General features: G+C 59.3%; 9 protein-coding genes, 1 pseudogene and 1 riboswitch. Of the genes and pseudogenes, 7 read left to right on the top strand and 3 right to left on the bottom strand.

The annotated features are described in order from the left end of the window. Positions 1-192 precede the first annotated feature (192 nt). Positions 193-1,863, top strand: a pseudogene (locus tag R5R33_RS03750) (transporter substrate-binding domain-containing protein); the annotation flags it as partial. Between the two features lie 262 nt (positions 1,864-2,125). Here R5R33_RS03750 and R5R33_RS03755 read toward each other — a convergent pair. Both R5R33_RS03755 and R5R33_RS03760 read right to left on the bottom strand, forming a co-directional pair. Beyond that, a complete protein-coding gene (locus R5R33_RS03755) occupies positions 2,126-3,103 on the bottom strand; it encodes an NAD(P)H-quinone oxidoreductase (RefSeq protein ID WP_318955693.1) in 978 nt (325 codons plus the stop codon). 100 nt (positions 3,104-3,203) lie between these two features. Continuing rightward, a complete protein-coding gene (locus tag R5R33_RS03760) occupies positions 3,204-5,531 on the bottom strand; it encodes a TonB-dependent receptor (RefSeq protein WP_318954711.1) in 2,328 nt (775 codons plus the stop codon). 671 nt (positions 5,532-6,202) lie between these two features. Between R5R33_RS03760 and R5R33_RS03765 the strand changes: the two genes are divergently transcribed. Both R5R33_RS03765 and R5R33_RS03770 read left to right on the top strand, forming a co-directional pair. Next, on the top strand, positions 6,203-7,402 hold the full coding sequence (locus tag R5R33_RS03765; protein WP_318954712.1) for an acyl-CoA dehydrogenase family protein: 1,200 nt from the start codon (positions 6,203-6,205) through the stop codon (positions 7,400-7,402). Positions 7,403-7,417: 15 nt separating this feature from the next. Beyond that, positions 7,418-8,527, top strand: coding sequence for an acyl-CoA dehydrogenase family protein (locus R5R33_RS03770; protein ID WP_318954713.1), 1,110 nt, complete (start codon positions 7,418-7,420; stop codon positions 8,525-8,527). A 45-nt stretch (positions 8,528-8,572) separates the two neighbouring features. Here the strand turns inward: R5R33_RS03770 and pdxH are convergent, their stop codons facing one another. Beyond that, positions 8,573-9,211 (bottom strand): pyridoxamine 5'-phosphate oxidase, encoded by a 639-nt coding sequence (gene pdxH, locus R5R33_RS03775; protein ID WP_318955694.1) that lies wholly within the window; start codon positions 9,209-9,211, stop codon positions 8,573-8,575. Positions 9,212-9,409: 198 nt separating this feature from the next. Between pdxH and R5R33_RS03780 the strand changes: the two genes are divergently transcribed. From R5R33_RS03780 to R5R33_RS03795, 4 genes are all read left to right on the top strand, one after another. Then, entirely contained in the window at positions 9,410-11,071 is a 1,662-nt protein-coding gene (locus R5R33_RS03780; protein WP_318954714.1) for a 5-guanidino-2-oxopentanoate decarboxylase, read from the top strand. Positions 11,072-11,121: 50 nt separating this feature from the next. Continuing rightward, on the top strand, positions 11,122-12,555 hold the full coding sequence (locus tag R5R33_RS03785) for an aldehyde dehydrogenase family protein (RefSeq protein WP_318954715.1): 1,434 nt from the start codon (positions 11,122-11,124) through the stop codon (positions 12,553-12,555). A gap of 65 nt (positions 12,556-12,620) precedes the next feature. After that, positions 12,621-12,755: riboswitch (SAM-I-IV-variant riboswitch) on the top strand. Between the two features lie 89 nt (positions 12,756-12,844). Next, a complete protein-coding gene (locus R5R33_RS03790; RefSeq protein WP_318954716.1) occupies positions 12,845-13,060 on the top strand; it encodes a hypothetical protein in 216 nt (71 codons plus the stop codon). 73 nt (positions 13,061-13,133) lie between these two features. Then, entirely contained in the window at positions 13,134-14,333 is a 1,200-nt protein-coding gene (locus tag R5R33_RS03795) for a glycine C-acetyltransferase (RefSeq protein WP_318954717.1), read from the top strand. Position 14,334 lies beyond the last annotated feature (1 nt).

A 14,334-nucleotide genomic window follows, 5' to 3' on the forward strand; every position in this document is an offset into this window, starting at 1 on the left:
ACTGAACAAGCCGCACCCAAGGAATCACCGAAGGAATACAGAAAAGAGCGCGACGTCCGCTTCGAGAATTACTCCGAATCCGGTGATCTAAAGGCACTCAGAAAACGCGGTATCATTCGCTTTGTCACCCTCGCCACCAGTGAAGACGATCTGCTCCCCCGCGCCACCATCGTCACCCAGCTGCACTATGAAATGGCACAAGACCTGGCCGAAACACTCAAGCTCGAACCCCACTGGATAGCCGCAGCCTCACCCGAACAAGCGCTGCAACTGATCAAGGACGGGCGTGCCGATATATTCACCGGCAACCTAACTCGCACCGAGGAGCGCGCCCAGAATTTTGATTTAACCGAGACGATCACCAAGTCCCGCCAACAACTGGCAACCGGGGTAGACGGACCCGACATCGACCATCCGAACAAGCTCAGCGATATTGTCATTGTCATTATGGAGGGAAGCACTTACGTAGCTACCGCCAAGGCGCTACAGGAAAAAATTCCCAACGCCACAATAGAAATGCGGGCACTGCGACCTGACGATTCCATTGACCGACTGATTGACAACATCAACCAGCGCAAGAACGTCATCACCATCATTGACAGTTCTATTTTGCAAGGGTTGCTGAACTACCGCAGCGATATGAAATCCGGCGCCTTTGTCAGCGATGAAGAAGACATCGTGTGGGCCATGCGCAAGGACTCGCCGGAACTCAAACTGCGTGTCAACAATTTTCTCACCAAGAAAATGGTTTCCGCACCTGTCGACAGAAAATCCGACTGGGCATCGATCAAAAAATCCAAGGTAATCCGCTTTCTTACCTACAACGGCCCCACCAGCTACTTCATGTGGAAGGGAACGCTGATGGGGTTTGATTACGACCTGGCAAAAAAATTTGCCGCCAAGCACGACCTTGAACTGCAACTGATTGTAGTGCCTCACGACCAGACATTGATCGAGTGGCTCAAGGCCGGGCGCGGTGATTTTGCCGGAGCGTCCATCACCATTACCGACGAGCGCAAGGCTCAGGGTGTGGAATTCAGCACACCGTATATGGAAGTGGCGGAACAGGTACTGAGCAACAGCGGCAAGCCGCCCATCAAGAGCCTGCAGGATCTGAATGGGCGCACCCTGACACTGCGCGCCTTCTCGATTTTCGAAGAAATCGCCAAAGGTCTGCAGCAGAGTGGTATTCAGGTAAAAATCGAGCTCGCGGCGCCCGAAATAAGTTATGGGCGCATCATCAACATGGTTGCCGAGGGTGAAGCCGAAGCCACCATCGTGGATGCCAGTGCGGCGGAGATGGGCGCGGCACTGCGCGAAGAACTGGTACTGGGCCCTGTGGTCAGCGACCCACTTCCCCAGGGGTGGATGGTGCTGAGGGGCAATGAATCGCTGCTGAAAAAAATCAACGATTTTTTAACCGACTTTAAAAATTCGGATGGGTACACCAAGAAAGTCGATTTCTATTTCAAGCCGAATAAGAGGGTCAGTGACAAGTTGCTGGCGCGACTAAAACCCGGGAAGGACATTTCACCGTATGACAAACTGGTCAAAGATTCCGCCAGAAAACACGAATTCGACTGGCGACTGATCGTGGCCCAGATGTGGCAGGAAAGCAGCTTTAATCCGAAAGCGGAATCCCCGGTGGGCGCCCAGGGGCTGCTACAGGTAATGCCGCGCACGGCGGAAGAAATCGGCTATCCGCCACCGCTGTTTGAACCGCAACGCGGGATTGAAGCCGGCGTTAAATACCTGGGCTGGATTCGCGAGCGTTTTTCCCCGGATGTCAGCCTGCAAAACCGACTGTGGTTTTCCCTCGCCGCCTACAACGCCGGTATCGGCCACCTGTACGACGCGCAAAGGGTGGCAAAAAAACTCGGGCTCAATCCCGATATCTGGTTTGACAATGTGGAAGTGGGCATGCTCCGGCTATCGGAGCCGAACTATTTCAAGCACGCGCGCTATGGCTTTGCGCGCGGTGCGGAACCGGTGCAGTATGTTCGCAACATCAGCAAACTGTATCGCGCCTACACCGATATCGCGTCCGGGGAGGTAGCATTGCTGCGTCTGCTATACCATCCGCAGACCGCAAAGCTCATACACAACAATGCACCGGTTCCGCCCTTCAGACCTCCAGTACAATCTTGCCAATATGGCTACTGGACTCCATCAGACGGTGCGCCGCCGCAACCTCTGCCAGTGGAAACGTTGCCGCAATCTGCGGACGGATTTTGCCCGCCACAATAAGGGGCCACACCTGCGCCTCCAGATCCTGTGCTATCGCCGCCTTCACTTCCGCTGGCTGCGGGCGCAGGGTGGAACCGGTCAGCGTCAGGCGCTTCAGCATTACCGGCAGCATATTGACCTCGACCTTGGCGCCGGCGAGGAATGCGATATTGACGATGCGGCCATCGCGGGCCGCGCACTGGATGTTGCGGTCGACATAGTCGCCGCCGACCATGTCGAGAATCACATCCGCGCCCTTGCCGTTGGTGGCCGCCAGCACCTCCGCCACAAAATCCTGTTCGCGATAATTGATCGCGCGCTCGGCGCCGAGCGTTTCGCAGGCCGCGCATTTTTCCGCGCTGCCGGCTGTGGCAAATACCCGCACCCCCAAGTTTGCGGCGATCTGGATGGCCGCGGTTCCAATACCGGAGGAGCCGCCGTGTACCAGCAACACCTCGCCCTGCTTGAGGCGCGCGCGGTGCACCAGGTTACTCCACACGGTGAAAAACGTTTCCGGCAGCGCTGCTGCCTCCACGGCATTCAACCCTTGCGGTATCGGCAGGCACTGGCCTGCGGGAGCGAGCGCGAATTCCGCATAGCCTCCGCCATTGGTCAGCGCACACACCCGGTCCCCCACCTGCCAGCGACTTACACCCTCGCCCACCGCGACAATTTCACCGGCTACTTCGAGCCCGAGTACCGGTGACGCCCCCGGCGGCGGCGGGTAAAAACCCGCGCGCTGCACCACATCCGGGCGATTCACCCCGGCGGCGGCGACGCGGATCAGAACCTCACCGGTACCGGCCACTGGCGCATCGCCCTCAGCGAGTTGCATTTTTTCCGGGCCACCGTATTCCGGCAGGTCGATGTAGCGCATGGTGTTCCACCTTCTTTCCATGTTTTGAAGTGCTGAATCCTACAACAAAAAAGGCCCGGCAGAGCCGGGCCAATCAAGACTGGCGGAGGTGATTTAACGTTTAGATTTCGTAGTTCAGTTCGATACCGACGATGCGCCCGCGGTTGAGCGGGGTAAAGCTGGCGCCTGGCCCCATCACGAACGGACCGAGTGCGGTCGGCAGCTGGGTATCGTTGCCCTCACTGACCTCATCCAGCATGTTCTTGCCAAACAGTGCAACGCGATAGTTGCCGCCGTCCGGCTCGATACCGATGCTGAAGTCCACCATTTCCACTTCACTCAGCATGCCGCGGTTGTTGTCGGTATAGGCGGAGGCATCGCGATGGTTGTAGTTGATGCGCGATGTTAGTGCGCCCCAGCTGCCAATTTGCAGGTCGTGTACCATGCCCACACCGTAGGTCCAGGGCGCGAGACGCGGGATCTCCAGCGCGTAATCCGCACTGTCCACCACGCCATCACCGCTGATATCCAGCCACACATCATCGTATTCGCCATCTACGTAGCCCACATTCATGGTCAGCAGCAGGTTGTCGGTGGCCGCCGCCATCATCTCGAACTCGGCGCCGCGGATGGTGGCGTTGGCGGTGTTGCGGATCAGCTGTGCCACACCGGCGGTTTCGCTCGGCAGGTTCACCTCACGCTGCATATCGTCAATGGTGTTGTGGAATAGCGCCATATTGGTTTTCACGCGTCCATCCAGCCACTGCATCTTGGCGCCCAGCTCGAAGCTGTTCTGCTCTTCCTGGTCGGTCGGGCCCGGCTCTTCCCCGGGTACGGTGTTACGCATGTTGTAACCACCGCTGCGGAAGCCCTTGGTCCACACCGCATAAGTCTGGGCAGTATCGCTCATTACCCACTGCAGGCCGACTTTCGGGGTGAATGCACTCCACTTTTCACTGTCATTGAATTCGTAGGTACCACAGCCGCTCATGTCGCAACCATTGTTTTGCTGGATCGCGGCGATCTGTACGTCCTTCTCCTCCCAGGAGTAGCGCCCGCCCAGGGTCAGTACCCAGGCTTCATTCAGGTCGATATCCGCCTGGGTGAAAACGCCCTTGGCCTCGTGATCCTGCATGCCGCCGCCAATATGCATCTGCGGGAACAGCTGATCGTAGGGAGGACCGAGAGCAGCCAGCGCGCCGAGAATCTGGCGTCCTTCCATGTATTCCAGATCCTGGCTGAACCAGTACAGGCCGGAAGTGACGGAAGTGGAGCCGAAACGACCGGAATAGCGCAGTTCGTTACTGATCTGGCTCTGGTCAATCACACTGCTGGAGTGGAACAGTGGCAGCGGCGTGGAATCGATGTCGCCGTCACCGGCGGTCTCATAATCCCGCCACGCCAGCACGTTGGTGATGGTGCCGTTGCCGAAAGCCACTTCCCGGTTGTATTCGGCGATGGCCTGGCTCCAGTCGGTTTCCGCATAGCCCTCTTCGTCGATGGCGATCTCGAAGGAACCCTTGCTATTGTCCCAGTCGGTCACACCAACGGATGCCGCCAGCGCCTTGGCGCCTTCACCATGGTTGATACCGGTAATACCATCCGCATCCACATGACCTTTTTCCAGGCGCACGATCAGATCGGCGCTCTCACCCAGGTCGACGGTGAAGCTCGGGCGTACAAACCAGGTGGTGGAAGCACCGAAGTTGTCATTGCCGGTTGCCTTGTTTTCGAACCAGCCCTGGTCGTCGCTGTAGTAGGCAGTCAGGCGTCCGTTGACGCTATCGCTGATCTTGCCGGAGACGGTGCCCGCCAGATTCGACTCTTTCTGCGCGGTGGTGGAGAAGCGCACCTTGCTGGTGAACTCCTCGGTGGGCTTGGCGGTTTTCACCACGACCGCGCCACCGGTGACGTTGCGGCCAAACAGCAGTCCCTGCGGACCGCGCAGCACCTCGATGCCCTCCAGATCAAACAGATCCAGAATCACACCGGCGTTGATACCCATGTACATCCCGTCCACAAAAACGCCCACTGTGGGGTCGATGGAGGGAATGGAGCTGTTTACACCGAGACCGCGCACGGTGAAGTTGGCGGTGCTTTTGATGGTACCGGCATCGTCCATTTGCACATTGGGCATTTTGAACGCCAGGCTTTCCAGATCGCGGGTCTGCAGGGCTTCCAGCTGGTCGCCGGAATAGGCCGTGGCGGCGACAGGAACATCCTGCAGACGCTCCGCATCGCCCCGCTTGCGGGCAACTACCTGCACCTCTTCCAGCAGGGTGTTAATGGAATTTTCCGATTTTTCCGCAGCCTGGGCCGAGCCCACGCCGCAGGCCAGCGACATGGCAGCGACGGAGCAGGCTGAGGCCAGCAACAGATTCCGGCCCTTGCCATTGGCGTTAATCAGTCGAAAGGATTTAGGGGTGAAAGCGTCAGTTGGGCTTCCCATGTTTTCTCTCCATTGCACCGAGTTATTTTTATGTATTTTCCAGCAACAGAACTTTCGCTATCGGTACGGCTTTCTCGCAACGTCGAACCCACTTACTGTTCAGCGATGATCCGATCAGCAACCGCGCTGTCTTGCGTCGACCCCCCATGTCTGGTGTCGACGGTGGAAAGACTACTAGAGGTTTTTCCGTTACAAAAGTTTATTTTTTGAGTAATTCATTCTAGTAATCCCCGAAGCGGTAAACCGAAGCCGCGGAAATATTCCAGAAATAAATGACTCCGACGTCAGGCTGGAGGATACAGCAAATCTGTTTCCAAAATTCTCCGCTTCCCCGCCGCAGTAGCAGTCTCGGGAACCAGTGATTCCATTGGTAACAGCCTTCCTGAGCTTGTCACGTTGCACCAAGAAAGAACCACTATTGGCTACGCAAATGGGCCTCTAGCTGATTGCCAGTGTGTGGCTCCCGCCTACCCCGCGCCATAACCTCTTCGGTAATGTTGCAGTTATCTGTCAGACACCTTTCATCCCCACGCCATTTCCCTGCCCCTCTGGCGCTCGCCCGGCATTACCTCGGCGGTAGTGGCGCGCCCCCACTACCGGGCGCACCCTCGTCCGGATCGAGTATCAAAAAAGTCAGTATCGAATCGATAGTAAACGGGGGTAATCCGATCGTGAATAACGAGTACACGCAGGCAGAACAGGCGTTCAGGGACGAGGTCAGGCAGTTTCTCAGCGAGAACTTGCCAGAAGATATTCGCAGGAAGGTTCTGCTGGGAATGCACCTGACGAAAGAAGACTGTGTGCGCTGGCAAAAAATTCTCTACCGCAGAGGCTGGGCTGCAGCGAACTGGCCGACGAAGCACGGCGGCACAGGCTGGAGCGCCACCCAGAAAAGTATTTTTGAAACCGAGTGCGCCCTGGCCGGCGCTCCGGAAGTGGTGCCCTTTGGATTGAAGATGGTGGCTCCGGTCATCTTTACCTTTGGCAGCGAACAACAGAAACAGCGCTTTTTGCCGGATATTCTGGCCAGCAACGTATGGTGGTGCCAGGGCTATTCAGAACCCAACGCGGGGTCCGATCTGGCCTCGCTTAAGACTACTGCCTACCGCGATGGCGATCACTACGTGGTGAACGGCACCAAGACCTGGACGACGCTGGCTCACTACGCGGACTGGATTTTCTGCCTGGTGCGCACCGGTGGCTCACAGGGAAAAAACCAGACCGCCATCAGCTTCCTGTTGATCGATATGCACACCCCGGGAATTACCCTGTCGCCGATCCTGACCCTGGACGGCTACCGTGAGGTGAACGAGGTGCACTTCGACAATGTGCGCGTACCGGTGGAAAACCGTATCGGCGAAGAGGGCCAGGGCTGGACCTATGCCAAGGTGCTACTCACCCACGAGCGCACCAACATTGCCCGCGTGGCCCACTCCCGCTGCCAGCTGCAGCGCGCCCGGGAACTTGCCGGTGCAACACCGGATGGCGACACCACCCTGATGGAGAACCCGGTATTCGCACATAAGTTCGCCGAGATCGAGATTGAGCTCCTGGCCCTGGAGTACACGGAGCTGCGCACCCTCGACGCCGTGCGCACCGGACAGGCCCCGGGGCCGGAGTCCTCCATCCTCAAGATCAGGGGCACGGAGCTCGCACAGAGTATTGACGAGTTGCATGCGGAGATCGCCGCCTGCGGCGGACTGCCGTACCTTCCCTGGCAACTGGAAGAAGATTTTGACGGTGAAAGGGTAGCAACAGACGCCGCGATCAACAGCTGGTTGCGCTACTTCAACAACCGCAAATCATCCATTTACGGTGGCAGTAACGAAATCCAGAAAAACATTATCTGCAAGGCCGTACTGGGCCTGTAACCGGAGGACGTAGAGATGGACTTTTCCTTCAGCGAGGAACAACAACTGCTGCGCGACAGCGTGACCCGGTTTATCCGACAGGACTACGACTTCGACACACGCCGGAAAACCGTCACCAGCAGCGACCCCTTCAATCGCCAGTACTGGCAGACATTTGCCGAACTTGGCTGGCTGCTGGTGCCATTTTGCGAGGAGGACGGCGGCCTCGGCGGCTCGGCGGTCGACCTCATGGTGGTGATGGAGGAATTCGGAAAGGGCATGGTGGTAGAGCCGCTGCTGGCGAGCGCCATTCTCGCCGGCGGACTGATCGCCGAAACCGGCAGTGCCCCGCAGAAAAGCGACTGGCTGCTTCCGCTGATGGAAGGAAATTTGCAGCTGGCCTTTGCATTTTCCGAAGCTCAGGGTCGCTATGATCTGGGCAATCTGGCCACAGCGGCTGAAGACCACGGAGACAGCTTCATCCTGCGCGGCCACAAGACCGTGGTGCTCAACGGCGGCGCCGCCGAGTTACTGGCAGTTTCCGTGCGGACGACCGGAGGGGTGAGCCTGCTGATGGTGGACGCCAGCACACCCGGAATCACCCGCAACAGCTACAAAACCGTAGATGGCCATAACGCGGCAGAAATTTATTTCGACAGCGTACAGGTGCCCCGCGCCAACCTGCTGGGCGGCGAAGGTGAAGCCCTGCCGGCGATCGAAAAAATCGTCGACCGCGCAACCTTCGCCATCTGCGCCGAAGCGGTGGGCGCAATGGAAAGCGCGCTGCATAAGACGGTGGAGTACACCAAGACCCGCAAGCAGTTCGGAGTTCCCATCTCCAGCTTTCAGGCGCTACAGCACCGCATGGCGGATATGTTTATCGAGTGCCAGCAGGCGCGCTCGATTTTAATGATGGCGGCGATGCAGCTGGATGCGGGCAACGGTGTTGCCCCGAAAGCGGTTTCTGCGGCCAAAAGCCGCATCGGCAAGGCCGCCCGCAAGGTGGGACAGGAAGCGGTGCAGATTCACGGTGGCATCGGTGTCACCGACGAACTGGATGTGGCGCACCTGTTCAAACGTCTTACCAGTATCCAGTATCTGTTCGGCAGTACCGACTACCACACCCAGCGGTTTATGCGTGCCTGAACCCGCCTGCGCCTTTGGCGACCGAAGGGCAGAGCCGTCAGCGGCTTAAGGACTAAGCCGCTCGATTTGCCATTCGCCATCGCCCATGTCGCGGTAGACGAAGCGGTCGTGCAGCCGTGAGGCCCTGCCCTGCCAGAACTCTACCGCGTGAGGAACAACCCGGTAGCCGCCCCAGAATTCCGGCCGCGGTACATCCTGGCCTTCAAAATTTTTACTAAACGCCTCGAAACTGTCTTCCAGCACCTGGCGGGAGGTGATGGCGTCGCTCTGGTGCGAGGCCCAGGCGGCGATCTGGCTATCCCGGGGACGGGTGCTGAAATAGGCATCCGCCTCCGCATCCTCCACCTGCTGCGCCTCGCCGCGCACAATTACCTGTCGCTCCAGAAAGTGCCAGGGAAACAGCAGGGAAACCTTGGGATTGGCCGTGATGTCCCACGCCTTCTGGCTTTTCAGATTGGTGAAAAAAACAAATCCGCGCTCATCGAATCCTTTCAACAGCACGATGCGCTGTGACGGTTGGCCACTCGCATCCGCGGTGCTGAGGCACATGGCACTGGGATCGGAGACATCCGCCTTCACCAGCTCTTCCAGCCAAACGTGAAACTGGCGGATAGGGTCTGCCGCCAGGTCACTGCGCTGCAGGCCACCCTGCAGATACTCCCGTCGCCACTGGTCAATTTCCATCGCTGTCATACCACGGTTTCCTTTCAAAACGTCATCTTTCGATATTACGCGCAAGTTTACGCAGTTGCGTGCCAATTCCCAATTCGCGCAATTTTCTCTTTTTCGGCCCGCAACTACACTCAATTTTCCGGCGTATTTCCGCCTTGAGACGCAGAGTCTGCTGGCGCTTGCAGCCGCGGATAGCCGCGGATAGGCTCCGTGCAAATTTCAATAACGCTCAAAGGTTTTGCCGCCATGCAAGTTACGCAACCGCAACACCCGAACCCAAGCTGCGCGCAGGTACTGATGCACCTGTTGCGCCAGTATCAAGTCGACACGGTATTCGGCATTCCCGGCGTACACACCATCGAACTCTACCGCGGTCTGCCGGGCAGCGGCCTGATCCATATCACGCCGCGCCACGAACAGGGCGCCGCATTTATGGCGGATGGCTACGCCCGCGCCAGTGGCAAACCGGGCGTTTGCTTCCTGATCACCGGGCCTGGTGTCACCAACGCCGCTACCGCCATGGCGCAGGCATTTTCCGATTCGATCCCCATGCTGGTGATCAGTGCGGTAAACCGCCGCGAGGATCTCGGCACCGGCCGTGGTCGCCTGCACGAACTGCCACACCAGCAGGATGTGACACGCGGCTTCTGTGTGTGGCAGCACTCACTGACCTGCGCCGAACAACTGCCGGAAGTACTGGCGCGCGCATTTCAGGTGATGCACGCACCGCGTCCGGGGCCGGTGCATATCGAAATCCCCATCGACCTGTTCCCCGCCCCCATGCAGAAACCACTTGCGGACTACCGCGCGGTCAAGCCCGCCACCCTGCCTGCCGCCCCGGCTGACACCATTGCCACCGCAGCCAGGTGGCTGGCGGAAGCGAAGTCCCCGGTGATCCTGCTGGGTGGCGGCGCCCAGGCCGCGGGTAAAGAGGTGACGGCACTGGCGGAACAACTGGCGGCGCCGGTATTCCTGTCCCTCGCCGCCAAGGGCATCGTCGACGAGCGCCACCCTCTGTGCGGCGGTGCCAACCTCAGCTTTACCAATGTGCGCGAGCGCGTTGAAATCGCAGACGTGGTACTGGCCGTCGCCACGGAACTGGCGGAAACCGATCGCAACCTGGTGCGCGAGAACTACCATTTCAACGGCAAACTGATCCGCGTGGATCTGGACCCGGCGCAACTGGTGTGCAATGCGAATCCCGACCTCGCGATCTGTGCCGACGCAAAAGCCACCCTCGGGCAGCTCGTGGATGCGCTGCCGGCAGCAAATAGTGAGCGCCAGCGGCACACCGCCGCGGAAGTAGAAGACCTGTTGCGCGGCTGCCGCAGTGAGTGGTGGCCCGGCTCCGAAGGCCGCTTCCCCTGGGTGCGGGCACTGCGCGAGGCATTGCCGGAAAACGGGATTCTCGTCAGTGACTCCACCCAGCTCGCATACAACACCAACCATGCCCTGGGGCTGTACCAGCCGCGCAGCCATATCACCTGCACCACCGGTTACGGCACCCTGGGCTTCGCCCTGCCCGCCGCCATTGGTGCCGCACTGGCGAGCAAGCGCCCGGTAGTCGGCCTGATTGGCGATGGCGGCATCATGTTCACCCTCGGTGAACTGGCGGCGGCGGTGGAGCAGCGACTGCCGCTGCCGATTCTGGTGTGGAACAACAGCGGCTACGGTGAGATCCGGGATTTCATGGATCAGGCCGCCGTGGCGCGGGAAGGCGTCAATCTGCGCGCGCCAGACTTCGTCGCCCTCGCCCGCGCCTTCGGCGCCGACGGCTGCCGCATCGACAAGCCGGAGCAACTGGGACCGGCAGTGGCCGAGGCGTTCGCGCGCCAGGGACCGACCCTGATCGAAATTACCGCACCGGCATAAACTGACATTTCACTTTAATAAACGACAACGAATAACACGGCGGAGCAACCATGACAGACCTGAAATCCCTGCCCACACACAAGCTCTATATCAATGGCGAGTGGCGCGACTCCAAAGGCGGCAACCTGCACGCGGTCATCAATCCGGCCACCGAGGAAGTCGTGTGCGAAGTGATTCAGGGCACCCTGGAGGACGTGGACGACGCGGTGGCCGCGGCAAAATCCGCGTTCAAGGAATGGCGCCACAGCCGCGCCGCCAAACGCCAGGCCCTGCTGCACGCCATTGCCGACGGTATGGAAGCGCGCAAGCCGGACCTGATCGCCGCGGTATCCCAGGCGCTCGGCTGCCCGCCCCACATCACCGAGTGGCTGCATATCGATGGTCCCATCTATGCCATGCGCTACTTCGCGGACCGCGCCGCGGTCATGGAAGAGACCGAGACGGCCGGCCACTCGCTGGTGCTGAAAGAGCCCGTCGGCGTGTGCGGGTTTATCACCCCCTGGAACTACCCCCTGCACCAGTTTGTGGGCAAGGTGGCACCGGCACTGGCGGCGGGTTGCACCATGGTCCAGAAGCCATCGGAAATCACTCCGCTGCAGGACTATGTCATGGCGGAAATCATCGACGCCGCCGGCCTGCCGCCAGGAGTGTTCAATCTGGTCCCGGGGGCCGGCCCGGTTGTCGGCGCCGCACTCTCCAGTCACGTGGATATCGATATGGTGTCGTTCACCGGCTCCACCCGTGCCGGTATCGAGGTGGCGAGAGCCGCGGCACCAACGGTCAAACGGGTAACCCAGGAGCTGGGCGGCAAGTCGCCGTTTATCATCACCCCCGAGGCAGACCTGGAGGCCGCAGTGCGCTGGGGCTGCGAGGACGTGTTCATCAATAGCGGACAGACCTGCACAGCGCTCACCCGCATGCTGGTGCCCGCGGAGCGCTACGAGGAAGCGGTTGCCATCGCGAAAAAAGTCGCGGAAGAAGTGGCCATGGGCACCGATGAAAATGCCTTTATGGGCCCGCTCTCCTCTGCCCGCCAGCGCGACATCGTGCGCGGTTATATCAAGAAAGGTATCGACGAAGGCGCTCGCCTGGTCACCGGCGGCGCGGATACACCGGAGGGCTTCACCACAGGCTTTTACGTGAAACCCACGGTATTTGCCGACGTCGACAACGATATGGCCATCGCCCGCGAGGAAATCTTCGGCCCGGTCACCTGCCTGATTCCGTACCGCGACATGAACGAGGCGATCGCCATCGCCAACGACACCCAGTACGGCCTTTCCAGCGGCGTGTGGGCGAAGGATGCCGAAGCGGCGATGCCCATCGTGCGCCTACTGGAGGCGGGGCTCTGCTTCGTCAACGGCGGCGAGTTCAATTACGACGCTCCCTTCGGCGGTGTGAAGCGATCCGGCAATGGGCGCGAATTTGGCAATGCCGGCCTGGACGAGTTTATTGAACTGAAATCCGTGCAGCTCCCCGCATAAAAAACTGACGCGCCGCCTTTATCGGCGGCGCTGTTGACTGCCCGTTCCCCCCTCGCTATCTTTGCCCCCGACATCAAGAGAGTGGCTGACGCCAACGCCAACCTGCCTACCGGGGCAAGGTGGTTTCTCTTCACGGAATGTACATTTTGCGTACAGCTGTGTAGGGGATGGGGCTCTTGCTGGCAACCGAGAATATCGGCCCAGCTGTGCAATCCAACCGGGATGCGATTTGTTTGCAGACAGATCGCCTCTTCCGCCGTCAGCCCTCCACTATTTTTTTGGAGGGAACATGTCCGAATTCAAGCTTTCCAGCACCGACGTTATCGAAATCCAGATTGCCCCCCAGCGCAGCCGTACGGCAGTCCGGGCAGTCAAACGCAGCGATCGACTACTGCTGTGGCAACTCTTGTTCGACTCGACGGAAGATGCGCTGGCCTTCGCCACCCATTGCCGAGCCAGCGACGTACCAGTCACAGCCCACAAAGCCTGTGAACTGGCCGTGTGACCACTAGACTTGTGCCACGAAATGCACCAGTCGAGCAAATCCCCATATCACCAAGGGAGCCAATAACAACGCCATGTCCAAGCCCGAGCAATTCTTCCAGCACCTGCGCGACGAACTGAAACAGATCGAAGCCGACGGCCTCTACAAGCGCGAGCGCATCATCACCTCGCAGCAGGCCGCAGAGATCCAGGTCAACAACGATACCCAGGTGCTGAACTTCTGCGCCAACAACTACCTCGGGCTCGCCAACCACCCGGACCTGATCCAGGCCGCCAAAGAAGGCCTCGATCAGTACGGTTTCGGCATGGCTTCCGTGCGCTTTATCTGCGGCACCCAGGACATCCATAAGGCACTGGAATTCCAGCTGTCGGAATTCCTGCGCACCGAAGACACCATCCTCTATACCTCCTGCTTCGATGCCAACGGCGGCCTGTTCGAAACCCTGCTGGGCCCGGAAGACGCGATCATTTCCGACGCGCTGAACCACGCCTCCATTATTGACGGCGTGCGCCTGTGCAAGGCCAAGCGCTTCCGCTACGCCAACAACGACCTGGCGGACCTGGAAGAACAATTGAAGGCGGCCGATGCCGCTGGCGCCAAAACCAAACTGATTGCCACCGACGGCGTCTTTTCCATGGACGGTGTCATCGCCAACCTGAAAGGCATTTGCGATCTGGCGGACAAATACAATGCGCTGGTAATGGTGGACGACTCCCACGCGGTGGGTTTCCTCGGCGAACACGGCCGCGGCACTCACGAATACTGCGACGTGATCGATCGCGTCGACATTATTACCGGCACCCTGGGCAAGGCCCTCGGCGGTGCTTCCGGCGGCTTCACTTCCGGTCGCAAGGAAGTCATCGATTTGCTGCGCCAGCGTTCACGCCCCTACCTGTTCTCCAACTCGGTGGCGCCTGCGATCGTGACCGCGTCTCTGAAAGTGCTGGACATGCTGATCGAAGGCGGCGAACTGCGCAAACAACTGCAGGACAACTCGGCCTATTTCCGCAAGCGTATGACCGAAGCGGGCTTCACCCTCGCAGGTGCCGACCACGCGATTATTCCGGTGATGATCGGCGATGCCGCGCTTGCGCAGAAGATGGCAAACAAAATGCTGGAAAAAGGTATTTACGTGGTGGGCTTCTTCTACCCGGTAGTACCGAAAGGCCAGGCCCGTATCCGTACCCAGATGTCCGCCGCGCACACCCGTGAGCAACTGGACCGCTGTATTGATGCATTTATTGAAGTCGGCAAAGAGCTGGAAATTATTTAAG

Origin of the sequence: Microbulbifer pacificus, assembly GCF_033723955.1 — a bacterium.
GTDB classification, from domain to species: Bacteria; Pseudomonadota; Gammaproteobacteria; order Pseudomonadales; family Cellvibrionaceae; genus Microbulbifer; species Microbulbifer pacificus.